Source organism: Limnohabitans sp. Rim47, assembly GCF_001517545.1.
Lineage (GTDB): Bacteria > Pseudomonadota > Gammaproteobacteria > Burkholderiales > Burkholderiaceae_C > Limnohabitans_A.
On sequence record NZ_FBYA01000005.1, the window covers coordinates 118,539 to 138,657 of the forward strand.

The 20,119-nt window shown below is 61.2% G+C and carries 18 protein-coding genes; 7 read left to right on the top strand and 11 right to left on the bottom strand.

The genetic code is table 11. The features are described from left to right. Positions 1-19: 19 nt before the first annotated feature. The 3 genes from BN3544_RS12300 to glmS all read right to left on the bottom strand — a co-directional run bounded on the left by BN3544_RS12300 (position 20) and on the right by glmS (position 3,646). Positions 20-523 (bottom strand): SET domain-containing protein, encoded by a 504-nt coding sequence (locus tag BN3544_RS12300; RefSeq protein ID WP_019430187.1) that lies wholly within the window; start codon positions 521-523, stop codon positions 20-22. Then, a complete protein-coding gene (locus BN3544_RS12305) occupies positions 523-1,713 on the bottom strand; it encodes an ATP-binding protein (protein WP_019430186.1) in 1,191 nt (396 codons plus the stop codon). Before BN3544_RS12305 ends, BN3544_RS12300 begins: the two co-directional genes overlap by 1 nt. Before the next feature lie 61 nt (positions 1,714-1,774). Then, complete coding sequence (gene glmS / locus BN3544_RS12310; protein WP_019430185.1) at positions 1,775-3,646, bottom strand: glutamine--fructose-6-phosphate transaminase (isomerizing); 1,872 nt, start codon at positions 3,644-3,646, stop codon at positions 1,775-1,777. Positions 3,647-3,793: 147 nt separating this feature from the next. Here glmS and BN3544_RS12315 point away from each other — a divergent pair, with 147 nt between their 5' ends. Further along, the gene (locus tag BN3544_RS12315) at positions 3,794-4,279 is read left to right on the top strand and encodes an Lrp/AsnC family transcriptional regulator (protein WP_019430184.1); all 486 of its coding nucleotides are present in this window, start codon (positions 3,794-3,796) and stop codon (positions 4,277-4,279) included. Between the two features lie 147 nt (positions 4,280-4,426). On the opposite strand, the gene glmU is transcribed toward BN3544_RS12315, so the two are convergent. Further along, complete coding sequence (gene glmU / locus BN3544_RS12320; RefSeq protein WP_019430183.1) at positions 4,427-5,854, bottom strand: bifunctional UDP-N-acetylglucosamine diphosphorylase/glucosamine-1-phosphate N-acetyltransferase GlmU; 1,428 nt, start codon at positions 5,852-5,854, stop codon at positions 4,427-4,429. Positions 5,855-6,229: 375 nt separating this feature from the next. On the opposite strand from glmU, the gene BN3544_RS12325 reads away from it, so the two are divergent. Next, positions 6,230-7,060, top strand: a complete 831-nt coding sequence (locus BN3544_RS12325) for a DUF6279 family lipoprotein (protein ID WP_231733979.1) — start codon at positions 6,230-6,232, stop codon at positions 7,058-7,060. Between the two features lie 207 nt (positions 7,061-7,267). Here BN3544_RS12325 and BN3544_RS12330 read toward each other — a convergent pair whose 3' ends face one another. From BN3544_RS12330 to BN3544_RS12340, 3 genes are all read right to left on the bottom strand, one after another. Next, positions 7,268-8,293, bottom strand: coding sequence for an MBL fold metallo-hydrolase (locus tag BN3544_RS12330; protein WP_019430181.1), 1,026 nt, complete (start codon positions 8,291-8,293; stop codon positions 7,268-7,270). A 77-nt stretch (positions 8,294-8,370) separates the two neighbouring features. Continuing rightward, a complete protein-coding gene (locus tag BN3544_RS12335) occupies positions 8,371-9,000 on the bottom strand; it encodes a TetR/AcrR family transcriptional regulator (protein ID WP_019430180.1) in 630 nt (209 codons plus the stop codon). Between the two features lie 18 nt (positions 9,001-9,018). Further along, positions 9,019-9,603 (bottom strand): 5-formyltetrahydrofolate cyclo-ligase, encoded by a 585-nt coding sequence (locus BN3544_RS12340; protein WP_019430179.1) that lies wholly within the window; start codon positions 9,601-9,603, stop codon positions 9,019-9,021. A 9-nt stretch (positions 9,604-9,612) separates the two neighbouring features. On the opposite strand from BN3544_RS12340, the gene BN3544_RS12345 reads away from it, so the two are divergent. After that, positions 9,613-11,601, top strand: a complete 1,989-nt coding sequence (locus BN3544_RS12345; protein ID WP_019430178.1) for a lytic transglycosylase domain-containing protein — start codon at positions 9,613-9,615, stop codon at positions 11,599-11,601. A 419-nt stretch (positions 11,602-12,020) separates the two neighbouring features. On the opposite strand, the gene BN3544_RS12350 is transcribed toward BN3544_RS12345, so the two are convergent. The 4 genes from BN3544_RS12350 to BN3544_RS12365 are packed head-to-tail and all read right to left on the bottom strand — an operon-like array spanning position 12,021 to position 15,823. Next, on the bottom strand, positions 12,021-12,317 hold the full coding sequence (locus BN3544_RS12350; RefSeq protein ID WP_019430177.1) for a polyhydroxyalkanoic acid system family protein: 297 nt from the start codon (positions 12,315-12,317) through the stop codon (positions 12,021-12,023). Beyond that, positions 12,310-14,409 carry a molybdopterin-containing oxidoreductase family protein gene (locus BN3544_RS12355; RefSeq protein ID WP_019430176.1) on the bottom strand — a complete coding sequence of 700 codons (2,100 nt, stop codon included), beginning with the start codon at positions 14,407-14,409 and terminating at the stop codon, positions 12,310-12,312. Before BN3544_RS12355 ends, BN3544_RS12350 begins: the two co-directional genes overlap by 8 nt. 59 nt (positions 14,410-14,468) lie before the next feature. After that, entirely contained in the window at positions 14,469-15,470 is a 1,002-nt protein-coding gene (locus BN3544_RS12360) for a CapA family protein (protein ID WP_019430175.1), read from the bottom strand. Next, the gene (locus BN3544_RS12365; RefSeq protein ID WP_026036684.1) at positions 15,467-15,823 is read right to left on the bottom strand and encodes a hypothetical protein; all 357 of its coding nucleotides are present in this window, start codon (positions 15,821-15,823) and stop codon (positions 15,467-15,469) included. The genes BN3544_RS12360 and BN3544_RS12365 overlap by 4 nt, the downstream gene beginning before the upstream one ends. 184 nt (positions 15,824-16,007) lie before the next feature. Between BN3544_RS12365 and BN3544_RS12370 the strand changes: the two genes are divergently transcribed. From BN3544_RS12370 to BN3544_RS12385, 4 genes are all read left to right on the top strand, one after another. Then, positions 16,008-17,216, top strand: coding sequence for a M20 aminoacylase family protein (locus BN3544_RS12370; protein ID WP_019430173.1), 1,209 nt, complete (start codon positions 16,008-16,010; stop codon positions 17,214-17,216). A gap of 18 nt (positions 17,217-17,234) precedes the next feature. After that, complete coding sequence (locus tag BN3544_RS12375) at positions 17,235-18,332, top strand: M14 family metallopeptidase (protein ID WP_019430172.1); 1,098 nt, start codon at positions 17,235-17,237, stop codon at positions 18,330-18,332. Then, on the top strand, positions 18,329-19,288 hold the full coding sequence (locus tag BN3544_RS12380) for a complex I NDUFA9 subunit family protein (RefSeq protein WP_019430171.1): 960 nt from the start codon (positions 18,329-18,331) through the stop codon (positions 19,286-19,288). Before BN3544_RS12375 ends, BN3544_RS12380 begins: the two co-directional genes overlap by 4 nt. Positions 19,289-19,432: 144 nt before the next feature. Beyond that, the gene (locus BN3544_RS12385; RefSeq protein WP_019430170.1) at positions 19,433-20,116 is read left to right on the top strand and encodes a glutathione S-transferase family protein; all 684 of its coding nucleotides are present in this window, start codon (positions 19,433-19,435) and stop codon (positions 20,114-20,116) included. Positions 20,117-20,119: the final 3 nt, after the last annotated feature.

Consider the following 20,119-nt stretch of genomic DNA (forward strand, 5'->3'; position numbering starts at 1 on the left):
GGGCAGCACATGACTTGGGTCAAGTTTTGAGCAGAGCCTTTTCTGGTTGGCCCGATAGGGTGGGGCCGATCTGGTCGGTGTTGAGCATCGTGCCCCGGCATTTTTTGGAACCGCAATGGCAGGCATAGCGGGCCTTGAGTGCGTCGGTCATCGGCTCGTCGCTGAACAGGCTGTAGTCAAACGTCAACTCTTCGCCCCGAAACACCGGCCTGCGCGTTTTGATGAAAACGCGCCCCTTCACCAGATCGGGCACGCAATTGGGTCGGCACGAATGGTTGATCCATTTGGAATCGTTACCGCCATACAGCGCATCGATCACCCGGCCATCATCCAGATGAAAGTAGAACGTGTGGTCGGGGTTGTTGGCATCGTGCGGGTGGCGGGCAATCGCCTCGGCCATGGTGATGACCTCGCCCACATACTCAATGACCCGCTCGACCGCAGCCAGATGCCGCGTGGCGAACACGCCTTTGCCGTGAACGCCCGAGGACTCCACCGCCCAACAGGCTTCGGGTCTTGACATCACAACGCCCCCTGCACCAAAGAACCGGCCTGCCCGTAGGGCAACACATCCACATCGGTTCTTGCTTGCCGAAGATCACCGCCATAAACCAGGTGCTGACTTTTCACACGCTCGCCCAGCAGGGCGCTGACGGTGCGCAGATTTTTAAACAACGGTGCCGCCACGGTTTGCGACGCCTTGATTTCGATCAGCTGAACGCCATCGGCATGCTCCAGCAACAGATCGACCTCGAGACCATTGCTGTCTCTAAAGAAATACAAAGGATCACGCAAGCCTTGGTTGCGCAAAGACTTCATCACCTCCACCACCACCAGATTTTCAAACAACGCACCGCGCAAAGGATGGTGCTGCAACTGCTCGACTGTCTTGATGCCAAGAAGCCAACAGGCCAGGCCCACATCGTAAAAATACACCTTGGGGCTTTTGACCAAGCGCTTGCCAATGTTCACGCTCCAGGGTGCCAGGCTGAACACCAAAAATGACGCCTCCAGCAGACTCAACCACTGCGTGATGGTGTTGCTGCTGACCCCCACTTCGTTGCCCAAGCTGGTCTGGTTCAACAGTTGCCCCGTACGCCCGGCCAACAAACGCACACACTGGCCGAACTCGCGCAGATGCCTGAGGTTGATGAGCTGGCGCACGTCACGCTCGACATAGGTGGCAAAGTAATCCGACAGCATGACCTCGGGCGGCAAGTCTTGTGCATGAATGCGCGGATAGCCACCTTGCAGCATCATTCGATTCACATCATCGGGGCCAAGGGTTACGCCATCGCCGACCGCTGCCAACTCTGACAAGCTCAGAGGCAGCAATTCCAGCACGGCGGTTCGCCCTGCCAAGGATTGAGTGATGTGCGCATTGACTTGCAATTGATGGCTGCCGGTCAACACAAAACGACCTTTGCGTGGATCGGCATCGGTCAACACCTGAAGCCACGACAGCAGCGTGGGCACGTTCTGGATTTCGTCGAGCACCGCACCATCAGGGTATTGCGCCAAAAAGGCTTTGGGGTCCTGCTGCGCAAAATCCCGCACATCGGGCTGTTCCAGATTGACATAGGGCTTGTCTGGAAACGTCATGCGGCAGAGCGTCGTTTTGCCCGATTGGCGCGGCCCGAGCACGGTCACCACAGGGTAAAGCGCGGCCCGCTGAAGCAATACGGCATGCGCTTGCCGATCAATTATTTTCATGCAAAATTTAACTTCAAGTTATTTTTTGCATGAATTTAAGCTGTTTAGGCGGTGGTGTCAATTACTCCACCGTCACCGACTTCGCCAAATTCCTCGGCTTGTCCACATCGGTTCCCCTTGCGCACGCCGTGTGATAGCTCAGCAGCTGCAGCGGCACCACATGCAAGATCGGTGACAACACGCCATAGTGCTCGGGCATGCGGATGACGTTGACGCCTTCGCTGCTTTCGATCTTGGTGTCGCCATCGGCCAGCACATAGAGCACACCGCCACGGGCGCGCACTTCTTGCATATTGCTTTTGAGCTTTTCCAGCAGTTGGTCGTTGGGGGCCACGGTGACCACCGGCATGGCGCTGGTCACCAGGGCCAGCGGGCCGTGCTTGAGTTCGCCGGCGGCATAGGCTTCGGCGTGGATGTAGGTGATCTCTTTGAGCTTCAAAGCGCCTTCAAGGGCGATGGGGTAGTGCGTGCCGCGCCCCAAGAACAGCGCGTTTTCCTTGCTGGCAAATTCTTCGGCCCAGCTGATGATTTGCGGCTCCAGCGCCAGCACGGCTTGCAGCGCGGCGGGCAGGTGGCGCATGGCTTTGATGTGCCCGGCTTCTTCTTCGTCGCTCAAACGGCCTTTGGTTTGCGCCAGTGCCAGCGTGAGCAAGAACAGGCCGGCCAGTTGGGTGGTGAAGGCCTTGGTGGAGGCCACGCCAATCTCGGCCCCGGCGCGGGTCACATAGGCGTGCTTGCACTCACGCACCATGGCGCTGGTGGACACGTTGCAGATCGTCAGCGTGTGCGTCATGCCCAGGCTTTGCGCGTGGCGCAGCGCGGCCAGGGTGTCGGCGGTTTCGCCGCTTTGGGTGATGGTGACGATCAGCGTGTTGGGGTTGGGCACCGATTCGCGGTAGCGGTATTCGCTGGCGATCTCGACCTGGCAGGGCACTTTGGCGATGGCTTCGATCCAGTACTTGGCCACGCAGCCGCTGTAATAGCTGGTGCCGCAAGCCAGGATCAACACGTTGTCAATCGCCTTGAAGGTGCTGTACGCGCCGTCGCCAAACAGCTCGGGCGTGATGCCCTCCACGCCCTCGAGCGTGTCGGCAATGGCGCGGGGCTGCTCAAAGATTTCCTTTTGCATGTAGTGGCGGTAAGGGCCCAACTCGGCCGCGCCGCTGTGCGCGTGCACCGTCTTGACAGCGCGGGTCACGGCCTTGTGATCACGGTCCACCACCCAGTATTTGCCCAGCTGGATGTCGACCACATCGCCCTCTTCCAAATACACGATCTGGTCGGTCACGCCGGCTAGGGCCATCGCATCGCTGGCCAAGAAGGTTTCGCCTTGGCCAACGCCCAAGATGAGAGGCGATCCGGCGCGCGCGCCAATCACGCGTTGCGGTTCGTCTTTGTGGAACACGGCAATCGCATACGCGCCGTGCAGTTGGCGAATGGCGGTTTTGACGGCTTCAAAAATGTCGCCGTCATACAGGCTGTCCACCAGGTGGGCGATGACTTCGGTGTCGGTCTGGCTCAAAAACACATAGCCCTTGGCTTGCAGGGCGGCGCGCAGTTCTTCGTGGTTTTCGATGATGCCGTTGTGCACCAACGCCACCTTGCCCGGCTTGCCGTCGGCCGCACCCGTGCCATGACTAAAGTGCGGGTGCGCATTGTGCACAGCGGGCGCGCCGTGTGTGGCCCAGCGGGTGTGGGCAATGCCAGTGCCGCCTTCGATGTGGTCGGCGCTGACTTGGTCCATCAGCTCGGCCACACGCGCTGTGCTGCGTGCGCGCTGCAGGCCGCCTTTAGGCCCGTTCGCGCCGTTCAGGCTGGCCGCATGAACGGCCACACCGCAAGAGTCGTAACCCCGGTATTCGAGCCTTTGCAGGCCTTGCACCAAGATGGGAACGATGTTGCGGGAAGAAACGGCGCCGACGATGCCACACATAAGGGGAACTCCGAAGATGGTGCTGGGATGGGACTGCGGCGATGTTAGACCTGCTGACTTGAAATTTCAGATCAATTTTTTGAATTTAATAAACGTTAATTTCATTAAATCATCACCATGAAATTAAATTTCAATAAAATACCATTCATGGAATCTATTGAACTCGACGCCATCGACCTGCAACTGCTGGACCGCCTTCAGCACGATGCCAGCCTGAGCAATGTGGCTTTGGCCCGCCAAGTGAATGTGTCGCCCCCCACTTGCTTGCGCCGCGTCAAGCGGCTGGTGGATGCGGGCTGGATCGAGCGGCAAATGGCCGTGCTGAACGCCGACAAGCTCAGCGCCCATCTGGGCCACGGACTGACCGCCTTGGTGGAAGTGTCGCTGGACAAGCAAGGCAGCGAGCACCTGGACGCGTTTGAGGCCCGGGCCGTGGCCCACGATGCGGTGCAGCAATGCTGGCGCGTCTCGCCAGGGCCAGACTTCATGCTGGTGGTGCAGGCCCGCGACATGCCGCACTATTTGGCCATCAGCCAGGCGCTGTTTACGCAAGACGCCAATGTGCGCAATGTGAAAGCGTTTTTTGCCACCAAACGGGCCAAGTTCACAACGACTTGGCCGGTGCTCGAATAAACGCACACTGTCGCTGTCGCTGCCGCATTCGATACCACTCTTGTCATACCTGGGCTGATCGGGCGACAGGGGTTGGCTGCGATGGATGCCCACCTTCGCGGGCATAACGGACTCGTGTGCGAGCGCGGTTGACCCACGTGCATCTGCTCATGGCTTGGGCTTTTTCTGTGGCCGCGCCCAGTTGGCGATGCTGATCTGTTTGCCACGCGCCACGCTCAAGGCCCCCGGCTCGGTGCTCTTGGTGATGGTCGAGCCGCCGCCGACGGTGCCGCCTGCGCCAATCGTCACCGGGGCCACCAGCACGCAGTTGCTGCCAATGTGCACGTCGGCCTCGATCACGGTGCGGTGCTTGTTGGCCCCGTCGTAGTTGGCGGTGATGCTGCCCGCGCCGTAGTTCACGCGTTCGCCCACGGTGGCGTCGCCCAAATAGGCCAAGTGGTTGGCTTTGGCGCCTTGGGCCATCGTGGAATTTTTCACCTCGACAAAATTGCCAATGTGCACTTCGGCCCCCAACTGAGCGCCCGGACGCAGGCGGGCAAAAGGGCCAATCAACGCACCCTCGCCCACCGACACGCCCAATTTTTCGCCGTCAATGTGGGTGAAGGGGTGGATCACCGCACCGGCCGCGATGGTGCAGTTGGCGATCACGCAGTTCGCGCCGATCCGCACGCCTTCGCCCAAGGCCACGCGGCCTTCAAACACGCAGTTCACATCGATCTCAACGTCTTGCGCGCAATCGAGCTGGCCGCGCAGGTCAAAGCGGGCCGGGTCTTGCAGACGCACGCCTTGTGTCATCAAGCGGTGCGCTTGACGCAGCTGGTGGGCACGCTCCAGCTCAGCCAGTTGCACCGGGCTGTTGATGCCGGCCACTTGCAGTGCGTCATCAATTTTGTGGGCCACCACGGGCACCCCGTCAGCCACGGCCAACTTGACCACATCGGTCAGGTAGTACTCGCCTTGGGCGTTTTGGTTGTCAATGCGGCCCAGCCAGCGTTTGAGCCATTGGGCAGGCACGGCCATGATGCCGCTGTAAACCTCGCTGATCTGGCGCTGCGCGTCGCTGGCGTCTTTGTGCTCGACGATGGCTTGCACCGCATCGCTCTGGCCTTGACCCTGAGCACTGCGCACGATGCGGCCATAACCGGTGGGATCGGCAAAATCGATGGTCAGCAGCGCCAACTTGTCACCGCCGCATTGGGCGATCAGCGCTTGCAGGGTGTCGGCCTGCGTCAGTGGCACATCGCCCGACAAAATCACCACCACCCCGTCGTCGGCCAGCGCGGGCACAGCTTGCTGCACGGCGTGGCCCGTGCCCAACTGAGGCTCTTGGCGCACGCACTGTACCGCCAGCGCCTGGCCGGGGGCCAGCAAGACGGGCTCGACCTGCTCGGCGCCATGCCCGGTGATGACCACGGCCGAACGGGCGTTCAGTTGCGCGGCGGTGTTGATCACATGCTGCACCAGCGGCACGCCCGCCAAACGCTGTAAGACCTTGGGCAGGCGGCTTTTCATGCGCGTGCCTTTGCCAGCGGCCATCACAACAACATCAATGGGAAACGGGGTGTTCAAGCTCATGAACGACTTTCTAAAGTGGCCAAACAGAGGCTGCAAATACAGGTATCCATTATCGCCAGAGTCAAGTCGGTGACTGAAGGGCTTGATTGAGGGCGCCAGTCCAGCGCTTGAACACAAGGAAGTGTCGGGATCTGGTTTGATGGACAATCGCGGCTTCGGGCTTGGGTGCACCCTGTTGAGGCACTCACGCCATTGACACCATGCGGAGCTTTCGATGCGATCATCACTTTGGCTTGCCCATTGGCACTGGACGATGCAAAACTGTGCAGCCAAACATCGGGTGGTGGAAGATAAAGTGAGCCACGCAAGCCCGAGGCATTTTGAGGGCGGGTCGTTCGTTGTGAAGGGCTTCAATTGATCCACCGGACCCTGCTTGTGTTTTGCTTGGTGTTGCTACAAGGCTGCAGCACCATCAAGCTGGGCTACCAGCAACTGCCCACGCTGTCTTATTGGTGGCTGGACAGCACGGTGTCGTTCAGCAGCGCACAGTCCAAGGGGGCCAAAGAGGCCATAGACCAGCTGCACCAGTGGCATCGCCGCGAAGAGCTGCCCGCCTATGCCGAACTGCTGCAACGCGCGCTGCCACTGACCGCAGGCCCCGTGCAGTCTGAACAGGTGTGCAGCGTGTGGGCCGATGTACAAACCCGACTGGACACCTTGATGCGCGAGGCCGTGGTGCAAGTGGCCCCGGTGGCCATGGCCTTGGGGCCACGCCAGTTGAGCCACATGGCCCGGCATTGGGAGCGCCAAAACGAAGAATGGGAACAAGAGTGGCTGCAAGGCAACACCAGCGAACGGCTGCAGCGCCGACTGGACAAAACACTGGAACGCTACCGCTCGTTTTATGGCGATCTGAACCCGGCTCAAGAGGGCTTGATCAAGACGCAACTGGCGCAGTCGCCCTGGACCGCGGAATGGGGCAGACAAGACCGGCAGCGCCGCCAGCAGGATTTGCTGTCGGCTTTGCAGCGCATCAGCCAAGACGGCATGACACGAGCCCAAGCACAAGCGCAGTTGTGGGGGGTTTGGCAGCGCTGGTTGTTGCCGCCCGACGCCGGGCAGCGCACCATGGTGCAAAGCCTGTCGCAACGCGCCTGTGACAACCTGGCCCAGTTGCACAACACCACCACGCCCGAGCAACGCCAGCAAGTGGCTCGCAGGCTGCGCGCCTACGACAGGGATATCCGGGACTTGATCAAACCCTGAGCATGCGGCCTATTGCCCTGCGCGGACCAACAGGCAATACCGCCCTCAAAAACAGAAACCCCCGATCAGGTCGGGGGTGACAGATAGGGCCAAAAGGCGTTGTCGCGCCGGGGTGACCTTTGGAGCTTAAGGGCGTTGTCGCGCCGGGGTGACCTTTGGGGCTTAAGGGCGTTGTCATACCCGGCTTGACCGGGTATCCATGGCTGGTCAGCTTTGCAGCGCTTTCCACATTTCCATGTCGCGCTCGGCAGTCCAGATGCGGGGGTTCTTGATGCCGCTGGCCTCGTCATAGGCGCGGGTCACGTCAAACGGCAGGCAGTGCTCATAAATGAATACGTGGCCAAACACCGGGTCCATGCTCTTGCGGGTGTGGGCCATGGCGGCTTTCAGGTCCATCTTGCCAGCCACAGCTTCTTTGCCCGCTTGGAACAAGGTGCTCACCCAGCGCTGGGTGTAGTCCAGCGCCTTGTTGACGTTGGCATTGCCCTTCATGGCTTCACCACGGCCCGGCACAAGGAACTCGGCCTTCAAGTCGCGCAGGGCTTCCAGGGTGGCGGGCCATTCCTCGAGTTGGGCATCGCCCGTGTAGACACCGGCTTCGTATTCGACCAAGTCGCCCGAGAACAGCACTTTTTCTTCTTCCACCCAAGCGATCGTGTCGCCACGGGTGTGGCCAGGGCCCGGATGCCAGATCTGCACCACCACGCCACCCAGGTTGATGCTGAGCTTGCCGGGCACTTCGCCTTTGGTGGGGTTGCCGCCAGCGACCACCATGGTGGGCCAAGTCAGTCCAGGGATGCTGTCCGCGCCGCGGAACAGGCGCGGGAAGCGTTCCATCTCGCTTTTCATGTCCTGCGCGCCGCGCTCTTTGATCAGGTCCAGCGTGCCTTCGCTGGCGATGATCTCGGTCGCGCCTTCGGCCGCGTAGGCGTAAGCGCCCAGCACGCGCACGGCGTGGTAGTGGGTCAGCAGCACGTATTTGATGGGCAGGTCGCTGACGGTGCGGATTTTTTTAATCAGGTCTTGCGCCATGGCGGGGGTGGCCGTGGCGTCGCTGACCATGATGAAACGGTCACCGATGATCACGCCCGAATTGGGGTCACCTTCGGCGGTGTAGGCCCAGCAATGCGGGCTGAGTTGCTCGAACGTGGTCTTTTTTTCGCTCAGGTCGGCCTGGCTGGCAAAGGCTTTAACAGGGGCCTTGGCAGGCGCTTTATTGGGGACTTGGGACATGAAAATAGCTCCGGTCAATGAATGGGCTGGATTTTACCTAAACGAAATGCGTTACGCATTGTTGAATTTCAGCCCACTCAACCGAGACCCTTTTCCAGCATGGAAATGACTTCATCGGCAAAAGCGGCATAGCTGATGGGGCCGCCGGGGCGCAGCCAAGTGAAGGTCCAGTTGATCATGCCCAGCAGCATCATGGTCAGGGCGGTTTGGTTGGTAGGCGTCAGGCGCTCGGGGTAAGCGCGTTTCATGAAACGGGTCATGGCGGCCACGATGTCGCGCTGGCGGTTCAGGATCAATTCGCGCGGCGATAACGTGCCCGAGGGCAAGGCTGGATCGGGGGCATCGCTCAAGAACTGGGTGTCATTGAGCAAGGCCGCGTGCCGGGTCGCCGAGGTTTCATATTCCTGCAAAAACGCCCGCACCAGCTCGTGCAAGGTGGCGCGGTCGTCCAGGTTTTTGCGCTGGGCCGTGGCCTCGGTCTGCGCAATCAGCGCCAGCAGGCGCTGGGTGTGCCGATCGAGCAAGTCAAACAAGATCGCTTCTTTGCTCTCGTAATAGTGGTACAGCCGCGCCTTGGACGTGCCACAGGCCGCGGCGATCTCGTTCATGCTGGCAGCAGGGTAGCTGCGCTGGGCAAAGCATTGCGCTGCGATGTCAAGGATCGCGTCGCGCTTGATGTCGTGGGTTGCTGATTTGGGTCGGGCCATGGCGTATCGGGTGCGGCCTCAAACCGGCCACACCACCCCGTTGTCGTTCAAGATGGCGTCCAGTGGCTCGTCGTGGTTCTCGGGCTCCAAGTCGTCCACAAAGCCTTGGGTAAAACCCAAACCCACCGTGAACGGTTTGGGCTGCAAAGTGGCCAGCGTGCGGTCGTAAAAACCACCGCCATAGCCCAGCCGGTAGCCGCCCGTGCCATAGCCCACGCAGGGCACAAACAGCAAGGTGGGCACAATGACTTCGGTGTCTTTGGGTTTTGGGATGCCGTAGGCGTCTTCTTCCATGGCGCAGCCGGGGTACCAGGTGTGGAACGTCAAGGTTTTGTGCAGCTTGTTGACCACGGGCAGGCCAATGCGGCGGCGTTGGGGCTCGCCATTCAATTCGCCGTCTTCTTTCCAGCGGTGCAGCACAGGCAGCGGATCAAATTCGCCCTTGATGGGCCAATAGGCCCCGATCACGGTGTCGGGTCGGTCAAACAGCCAGATGCGCATGACGCGCTGCAAGGCTTCGGCCCTTGTCAGGCGGTCGGGCAGGTTCAGCCTTTCTTCAATCAAGGCTTTTCGTAAGGCTTTTTTAGCTTCAGCTTTGTCCATAATCGACCCATGAAATTCACTCAGATTCTGACACTGGTTTACGCATTGGCCATGACAGGCCTTTGGAGCCCCCTCGCCCATGCCCAAGTTCAGGCCGCCAACAAGGGCGATGACGTCATCCTCGAGATGGGCCAAGCCTTCAAAAAAGGCGACAAAAACCGCCTGTCGGCCCTGCTGCCCCAAACCCGAGGCCATGTGCTGGAACCCTTGGCCGCTTATTGGGAAATCCGCACCCGCTTGGACACCGCGCCTGAATCAGAGATTCGCAGCTTCTTGAGAAGCTATGCCGGCAGCTACTACGAAGACCGCTTGCGCACCGACTGGCTGCTGCAACTGGGCAAGCGCCGCGACTGGGCCAACTTCACCGCCGAATACCCGCGCTACCGCATGCGCGACGACCGCGAAGTGCGCTGTTACGCCTTGGCCACCGAGGCCATGAACAGCAAGGCCGATGTGGCCGAAGAAGCCAAACGCCTTTGGTACGCCCTGCGCGAAGCCGACGATGGCTGCACCTATGTGGCCGAGCATTTGCACTCGGGCAAACAGATCAATGGCTTGGACCTTTGGCGCAAGGCGCGGCTGGCCATAGACGCCAACCGCCCTCGCCCGGCCCAAGCGGCGGTCGACATCGAAGCACCGCGCTTGTCCGAACAAGTGGCTCTGATCTACGCCGACCCGGCCAAATACCTCGACAAACGCATCATCGCCATCACCAAGAACCGCAAAGAGCTGGCGGTGCTGGCCTTGATCAGGCTGGCCGCCAAAGACCCCGACGAAGCCGCCGATTGGCTGAATCGGCGTTGGTCCATCCAACTGAGCCAAGAAGAACGCAACTGGACTTGGGGCGTGATTGGCAAACAGGCCGCGCAAAAACTGCAAGACAACGCCAGCAGCCACTTTGCCAAGGTGCAAAAAGACAGCGACCTGAACGACGACTTGCTGAGTTGGAAAGTGCGCGCCGCTTTGCGCATGGGCCAATGGCGTCAGGTGTTGAGCGCGACCCAGGCCATGAGCCCCGAATCGCAAAAAGACCCGACTTGGGTTTACTGGCGCGCCCGTGCCTTGAGCGCCACGGCGCAAGACAACGCCCAAAAACAAGAAGCCCAAAACCTGCTGCGCAGCATCGCCAGCGTCAGGGGTTTTTACGAGCAACTGGCGCTCGAAGAACTGGGCCAAGCCATCACTTTGCCTGAACGCCCCATCACCCTCAACCCGCAAGAAAAAGCCGCGGCGCTGATCAACCCCGGGCTGCAACGCGCCTTGTACGCCATCCAGATCGGCCTGCGCCCCGAAGGCAACCGCGAGTGGAACTACACCACCAACTTGCACACACCGGGCGGCATGAACGACCGCGAACTGTTGGCCGCTGCCGATCTGGCTTGCCAGCGCCAGGTGTGGGACCGCTGCATCAACACCAGCGACCGCACCAAAGAGGCCATTGATTTTGAGCAACGCTTTCCGATGCCGCTGCGCGAGATCGTGGTACGCAAAGCAGGCGACATCCGACTCGACCCGGCTTTTGTGTATGGCCTGATCCGCCAGGAAAGCCGCTTCATCATGGACGCCCGCTCGCAAGTGGGCGCCTCGGGCCTGATGCAGGTCATGCCCGCCACCGCCAAATGGACGGCTAAAAAAATCGGCTTGACCAGTTTCACCCCTGACCAGATCACCGACCGCGAAGTCAACGTGGCCATTGGCACGGGTTATTTGAAGCTGGTGCTGGACGACTTTGAAGGCTCAATGCCTTTGGCCACAGCAGCCTACAACGCCGGGCCAGGCCGATCACGCACTTGGCGAAACGGCCCCATGCTCGAAGCGGCCATTTGGGCTGAGAACATCCCGTTTCAAGAAACGCGCGATTACGTGAAAAAAGTGCTGTCCAACACCACCAACTACGCCGCCATTTTGACGCGCCAACCACAATCGCTCAAAGCCCGCTTGGGCTCGATCGGGCCACGCAACTCCCCCATGGCCGAGGTGAACAAGGATTTGCCTTGAACGAGCGTTGCACCTCGTACGCTTAATGCCTCGCCCACTTGATTCGTCACCCCGACCCAATCCGAGAGCCAGGCCAAGTCGCCAGTCACCCCCGACTCGATCGGGGGTCCATGCCTGAGCTGCAGTCACCCCCGACTCGATCGGGGGTCCATGCCTGAGCTGCAGTCACCCCCGACTCGATCGGGGGTCCATGCCTGAGCTGCAGTCACCCCCGACTCGATCGGGGGTCCATGCCTTCGATCACCATGGATACCCGGTCAAGCCGGGCATGACGTCAAGTGGCCGGGCATGACGTCAAGTGGCCGGGTATGACGTTACGTGGCCGGGCATGACGTCAAGCCGGGTATGACGTTACGTGGCCGGGCATGACATTGAGTTACTGGGTTTGATGCCAAGTGGGCTGGATGTACTCAAAGGATTCAGGCCACAGGCCCCAATAAGGCGTCCAGATTGGCGCAGATTTTTTCTTCGATCTTGCCGCTGTAGGCCCCCAACAAAAAGCCCAGCTTCAGATGCAGGTCAAAGCGGGACTCGGTCACCGTCAGTTCACCGCTCACACCACTGCGGTCAAAGCGCATGCGATCAGTCACCTCACCCGGCTCGCATTCGCAAGCCATGCCCCACTCCTGCTCGGCTTGCTCGCGCCAGCGTTCGGCCACGGCACGGGCACCGGCCAGGCCCAAAGCGTGTTCGCGTTCGATTTTCAGCTCAGGCATGTTGCGCTTTCTGTTCGGGTTTTTCGGTCATCTGCACGGGCGTTGGGGTTTCGGCGGCCACCTCCACCAAACAGTCGTAAAACACGGGCGCACGGCCCAGGTCGGTCAGGTTCTGGCTGGTCAGCTCGTTCACATTGGTGCCGTTCAGGCCCAGCTTGCGCCACCAAATGCCCAAGCCATTGACCACGCCCGGCCGCGCACGCTGGTTCAATCGGGCTTTGCAGTGGTAGCTGCCCCGGTCGTTGAACACCCGCACCACCGCGCCATCGACGATGCCGCGAGCAGCGGCATCGTCAGGGTGCATCTCCAGCACAGGCTCGGCCTCGATGTCGCGCAGGCTTTGCACGTTGACAAAGGTCGAATTGAGAAAGTGGCGTGCAGGCGGCGAGATCATGGCCAGTGGATAGAGGCAGCCCGGCGTGGCCAGCTCGTAATTGGGCAAATGATCGGGCAAGCCGTCCAAGCCCTGATCGGCCAAGCGCTGGCTGAAAAACTCGCAGCGCCCTGAAGGCGTTGGAAAGCCGCCCAGTGCAAACGGCGCATCGGGCAGTGGCAAAGAGGCAAAGCCATGCGCCAGCAACTGCTCAAAATCTTTCTCGTCACCGATGGCACTGCGGCACAGGCTTTCATCGCTCTGGACAAAACACGGGTCATCAAACCCCATGCGCTGGGCCAGCGCGCGGAAGATGTCGGTGTTGGTGCGCGCTTGGCCCACGGGCGCGATGGCCGGGCGGTTGAGCAGCACATCGGTGTGTCCGTAGCTGGTGTGGATGTCCCAGTGCTCCAGCTGCGTGGTGGCAGGCAAGATGAAGTCGGCGTAGTCGGCGGTGTCGGTCTGAAAATGCTCCAGCACCACGGTAAACAGATCGTCTCGGGCAAAGCCTTGGACCACCTTGCCCGATTCGGGGGCCACCGCCACCGGGTTGCTGTTGTAGACGATCAGCGCTTCAATTCGGGGGCCGAATTCGGGCGATGCCGGGCGCAACAAGTCGTCGCCAATGGTCGTCATATTGAGGGTGCGGGGGCGCCTGTCGCCCAGCAAGTCGGGCCGCTGCAAGGCCGCACGCCGCACCGGAAAATGGCCCGAACTGCTGAGCAACAAGCCACCCGCCCGGTGCCGCCAAGCACCGGTGAGCGCAGGCAAACACGCGATGGCCCGCACCGCGTTGCCACCGCCGCGCACACGCTGCATGCCGTAATTCAGCCGGATGGCAGCAGGCTGGGTGGTGCCCCAGTCGCATGCCAGTCGCTTGATCTGCTCAACGGGCACGCCGCAGACTTCGGCGGCGCGTTCAGGCGTCCACTGCAAAGCACGCGCTTTCAGGGCGTCCCAGCCCAGCGTGTAGCGGTCGATGTAGTCTTGGTCGAGCCAGCCATGCACGATCAACTCGTGCATCACGGCCAGCGCCAGCGCGGCATCGGTGCCGGGTCGAAGGGCGATGTGTTCGTGGCATTTGTCGGCGGTTTCGCTGCGCCGGGGGTCGATGCACACCAGCTTGGCGCCTTGGCGCTTGGCCACTTGGGCGATGCGCCAAAAGTGCAAGTTGCTGCCAATCGAGTTGCTGCCCCAAATGACGATCAGCTTGGATTCGGCAAAAAACTCGACCTTCATGCCCACCTTGTTGCCCAAGGTTTGGGTCAAGGCTTCGGCCCCGGCCGAGGCGCAAATCGTGCGGTCCAGCAGCGAAGCGCCCAGTTGGTGAAAAAACCGCGCGGCGATCGATTCACCTTGCACCTGCCCCATGGTGCCTGCATAACTGTAGGGCAGCACCGCCTGCGGGTCGCGTGCGGCAATGCTTTTCAAGCGCTGGGCAATGGCGTCCAGCGCCTCGTCCCAGCCCACGGGTTCAAACTGGCCCGAACCCTTGGGGCCGACACGGCGCAGGGGCTGCAGCAAGCGATCGGGGTGGTAAGTGCGCTCGGCGTAGCGCGAGACCTTGGTGCACAGCACACCGTCGGTCATGGGATGTGCAGGATTGCCTTGCACTTGGGTGGCTCGACCGTTTTCCACCGTGGTCAGCAAGGCACAGGTGTCGGGGCAATCGTGCGGGCAAGCGCCGCGCACCACGGCAGTGGCAGGAGTGGGGTTCATGGTTGGGGCAGGTCAAAAGCCGATTGTCGCGCAGCCCGGCAGGCACCGCCTTGCCGCTTTCAACGGGCTGGGACTTTTTGCCCCGCCACACACTGCCCCACCGCCACATCGCCTCGCTGCCAGCAAGGGCTGGCTGCACGGCCATCGCGTTCAGGCATGCCGTCCATGCGGATTTGGGCCACATGGGTGTGAAAGCCCCGCACCCCATGCCGGTCAAGATCCAGGCGCAGCACCCAGCCCCGACGCTGGTGGTCGTTGTCGGTTTCTTTCATCACGAAATTGCCCACGCTGTAAATGACGGGCTTGCCCTGGATGTGTTCGATGTCTTGCGTGACATGCGGATGGCCGCCAATCACCGCATCGGCCCCGGCCTCAACCATCAAACGCGCCAGTTGCCGCTGGCGGGCATTGGCCACGCGCTCGTTCTCCCAACCCCAATGCATGATGGGAATCACCAGATCCGCGCGGTGCACCTGACGCGCATTGCGGATGTCGTCCACCACTTGTTCGTCCTCGCTCCAGGCCACGCCGGGGGCATCGTGGTCGGCCTCAAAGCTCCGTGGCATGAATTCGTTGTAGCTCAAGAAAGCGATCCGCAAGCCCTTGCGCTCCACCACCCAAGGTGTGTGGGCCTGAGACAAATTGCGCCCACCACCGAGTTGGCTCAAGCCCGCCTGATCGAGCAGGCCCAGCATCTCGGCAAATGCCTCGCGCCCAAAATCACCCGAGTGGTTGTTGGCCAGCGCCACCGCATCGAAATGGGTCTTGAGCACGGGAAGCACACGCGGGTGCGCCCGGAATGTGAAATTCTTATCGCCCGCACTGCCGCTCGTGGCCACCACACACTCCAAATTGGTCATGCGGATGTCGGCGGCAGCGAACACCGATGCGAACGGGGCAAAAGGGTCGCCACCACGGGCGATCAAAGCGCCAGGGGCGTCATCGAGCACGGTGTCGCCCGCAAACACCACGCTCACGGTGGGGCCTGCAGAAGGGCCAGACTGCGCCCAGACAGGCACCCACAAACAACAAGCCAACACCAGTACCAAGCGTGTTTTCATGGCGTCAGCCCCTCCAAAGTGCAGCTGTAGATCAACTCCCGCTCAAGGGGTCCGGCATACACATGCTGCTGCCCCGTGATGGCCCAAGGCTGCGGTGTGCGCGGGTAAGGCGGCAGGTATTTGGCTTGGTGCACCAAGACCGGGTGGGGCTTGGCGTCTTGGTAGGCATACAACAAGATGCGCTGGACCTTGCCTGCATCCCCCACCATGACGGCCTTGAACCAGAACCGCCCCCCAATGTCCACCGAGGGCACAGGGTAAGGGTCTGCCACAGGCCGCGCCAGCACCGTGTGGCTGGTGCCGGCGTACGTCACTTGGCAGCTGAGTTGAGGTGCGGCAGATGCGACGTCCAAAAAAAAGAGCGTCCCTAGGGCGCTCAGCACAGCCCGCCAAGGCCTTGAAATCGGTGAATTACGCATACAAATTGAGAGTCAATGTTTGCCCGATTTTGCACGGGGTTTCGGCCGCCAAGGTGACAACCGGGACATTTGAGGCTACAGCTTGGCAAAGGTCTGCAAGTCCCGCTAGACTGTATTCATGAAAATCCTCGACGCCATCCTCACCGACGCGGCCAGCATCGCGGCCATTCGCAAAGACATTCATGCGCACCCTGAGTTGTGCTTTCAAGAAGTACGCACGGCTGACGTGGTGGCCCAGCAACTGACCCACTGGGGCATCCCCATTCACCGGGGCATGGGCACCACCGGCGTGGTGGGCATTGTGCATGGGCGTGATGGTGGTGCTTGCGGGCGTGGCATCGGCCTGCGCGCCGACATCGACGCATTGCCCATGCAAGAGTTCAACACCTTCGCCCACGCCAGCAAGCACCAGGGCAAGATGCACGCTTGCGGCCACGACGGCCACACGGCCATGCTCTTGGCTGCGGCCAAGCACTTTGCCAAACACCGCGACTTTGACGGCACGGTGTATTTGATTTTCCAGCCCGCCGAAGAAGGCGGCGGCGGTGCCCGCGAGATGATCAAGGATGGTCTGTTCGACAAATTCCCGATGCAGGCGGTTTACGGCATGCACAACTGGCCAGGCGCGGCCGTGGGCACCTTCGCCGTGAGTGCGGGCCCGGTCATGGCGTCCAGCAACGAGTTCAAGATCACCATCCGGGGCAAAGGCAGCCACGCGGCATTGCCACACAACGGCATCGACCCGGTGCCCATTGCCTGCCAAATGGTGCAGGGCTTTCAGACCATCATCACCCGCAACAAAAAGCCGGTGGACGCGGGCGTGATCTCGGTCACCATGATCCACGCAGGCGAAGCCACCAACGTGGTGCCTGACTCGTGCGAACTGCAAGGCACGGTGCGCACCTTCAGCATCGAGGTGCTGGATTTGATCGAGACCCGCATGAAGCAGGTGGCCGAGTCGATTTGCGCGGCCTTTGAGGCGCAGTGCGAATTCGCGTTCGAACGCAACTACCCGCCCACCATCAACAGCGCCGCCGAATCCGAGTTTGCACGCCAAGTCATGTCGGGCATCGTGGGCGCGGAGCATGTGATCGACCAAGAGCCCACCATGGGCGCCGAAGACTTCTCGTACATGTTGCAAGCCAAGCCCGGCGCCTATGTCTTCATCAGCAACGGCGATGGCGCGCACCGCGAAATGGGCCATGGCGGTGGCCCTTGCACCCTGCACAACCCGAGCTACGACTTCAACGACGACCTGATCCCGCTGGGCGGCACTTACTGGGTCGAACTGGCCACACAGTGGTTGGCCAACCCGACACAAAAATAACCCCCTTCAGGAACGTCCATGTCCGATGTCCAAAGCGGCTTTTCAGCCAGCTATGCCCAAGCCCGCCAAAAATTCTTGAATGCGGCGCAGTCGGCCGGCCTGTCTGTGGACTCACAAGCCCACCCTCTCAAAGGCCGGGACGCTGAAGCGCTCGCCATGGACGTGGTGTTGGATGGCGCCCCCGACGCCCAAGCGCTGCTGATCATCAGCAGCGCCTGCCACGGGGTGGAGGGTTATTGCGGCTCGGGCGTACAAGTCCATGCGCTGCAAAACGCCGCTTGGCGTGCCGCCGCTAAAGCTCAGGGCGTGGCGGTGCTCTACATCCATGCGCTCAATCCGCACGGGTTTTCGCATGTGCGGCGCGTGACCCACGAAAACGTGGACATCAACCGCAACTTTCAAGACTTCACGCAAGCGCTACCGGACAACCCAGCCTACCGCGAAATCCAGCCCTTGCTGTTGCCCGAAGTCTGGCCCCCCGATGCGGACAACACCGCGGCAACCAACCAGTTCATCGCTGAGCGAGGGATGAAAGCCTTTCAGTCCGCCATCTCCAAAGGCCAACACGAATTCCCGGATGGCCTGTTCTTTGGCGGACAAGCCCCCACTTGGAGCAACCTGACGCTGCGCAAGGTGCTGCAAAAATACGGCCAAGCTTGCAAAAAATTGGCCTGGATCGATCTGCACACGGGCTTGGGGCCCAGCGGTGTGGGCGAGCGCATCTTTGCCTGTGCCGACGACGCGGCCGCCTACACCCGCGCCAAAGCCTGGTGGGGCCAAAGCATCACCTCGATTTACGACGGCTCCTCCACATCGCCCATGCTCACCGGGCTGATGTGGATGTCGGCCTACCAGGAATGTCCGCAGGCCGAGTACACCGGCATCGCCATGGAATATGGCACCCAGCCCACAGACAAAGTCATGCACGCGCTGCGTGGCGACCACTGGCTGCAACTGCACCCCGAAGCGCCTGCTGCGTTGCGTCAGCAGATCAAACTGGATCTGATGGACGCGTTTTATGTGGACACCGATGCTTGGCGCACACAGATCGTCGAGCAGGCCATGGAAGCGATGCACCAGGCTGCCACGGGTTTGAACAAGGGATTTAAAAAATGAACACGCCGCGCATTCTGGTTTTGGGGGGCAGCGGCTTTGTGGGTCGCCATGTTTGCGAACAACTGGCCCGGCTGGGCTGGCAGATCACGGTGCCCACCCGCCGCGCTGTCAATGCCAGCAGCGTCCAAAGCCTGCCCGGACTGACCGTGATCGAGGCTTCGGTGCACAAGGAAGCCGACCTGGCCCGCTTGATGCCCGGGCACGATGCGGTCGTGAACCTGGTGGCGGTGCTGCACGGCAACGAAGAACGCTTTGAGCAAGTGCACGTCGAATTGCCCGGAAAAATCGCCAGCGCCATGAAAAAAGCTTCGGTGCAGCGGCTGGTGCATGTGAGTGCACTGGGTGCCGAAGCGCAAGCCCCTTCGATGTACCTGCGCAGCAAGGCGCGCGGCGAAACGGCACTGCAAGGCGGGGGGCTGCAGCTCACGGTGTTGCGCCCCAGCGTGGTCTTTGGGGCCGAAGACAAATTTCTCAACCTGTTTGCCGACCTGCAGGCCGTGCTGCCCTTCATGCCTTTGGCGGGCAGTGGCACACGCTTTCAGCCCGTTTGGGTGGCCGACGTGGCACGCGCCGTGGTGGCTTGCCTGCAACAGCCAAACACCGTCGGCCAGACCTATGATTTGTGCGGGCCAGATGTGCTGACCTTGGGCGAGCTGGTCAAACTGGCCGGTCAATGGGCGGGTGTAAACCACGGCCAAGGCCGCCCCGTTTTGCCTTTGCCAAACTGGATCGGCTGGCTGCAAGCGGCGACCATGGAGCTGGCACCGGGCGAACCACTCATGAGCCGAGACAACTTGGCGTCAATGAAGGTGGACAACATCGCCACTGGCCGATACCCGGGTTTGAAAGACTTGGGCATCGCCGCCGCGTCTGCTGCAGGGGTTGCCCCCACTTATTTGGGCCATCGCGGTCCACGCAGCCGCTTAAATGGATGGCGCGAACGCGCTGGGCGCTGACTTGTCACACCCGACGGGATCGGGTGTCCATGCCGTCGAGCGCATTGGATACCCGCATGCGCGGGTATGACAGTGGGGAATATGTCGCTCCCGAACAGGCGGCTGTCCCCGTTACCATGCAGCCCTCACCTCGGGAGATAAACCATGATCCAGCTTTACATCGCCAACAAGAACTACTCGTCGTGGTCCATGCGCCCTTGGGTGCTGTTGCGCCAGGCGGGCATTGCCTTTGAAGAGGTCTATGTCCGCTTTGACAGTTTCGCGCCCGACTCCAACTTCAAGGCCAGCATGAAGGCGGTCAACCCGGTGGGCAAAGTGCCCGTGCTGGTGCACGATGGTCTGGCCGTCTGGGACACCTTGGCGATTGCCGAATATGTGGCCGAGCAGTTCCCTGAAAAACAGCTCTGGCCACAAGACCGCGCCGCCCGTGCACGCGCCCGCAGCATCTGCGCCGAAATGCACAGTGGCTTCACTGGTCTGCGCAGCGCCTGCCCGATGAACATCGAAGCGCACTTGCCCGAAATCGGGGCACTGGCCTTGCGCGACAAACCCGCTGTTCGTGCCGACCTGGAACGCATCAGCAAGCTGTGGAGCGGGCTGCTCCAAGAACACGGTGGCCCCATGCTGTTTGGCGAATTTTCCGTAGCCGACGCCTACTTTGCCCCCGTGGTCATGCGCCTTAAAACCTATGCCCTGCCGGTGCCTGCTGAGGTGGCTGCCTACATGGCGCGTGTCTGCGCCCTGCCCGGTGTGAAAGCATGGATCGACGACGCCCTGGCCGAAAAGGACTTCATCGACTTTGAAGAGCCTTTCCGCGTGGCGCGTTGAGTG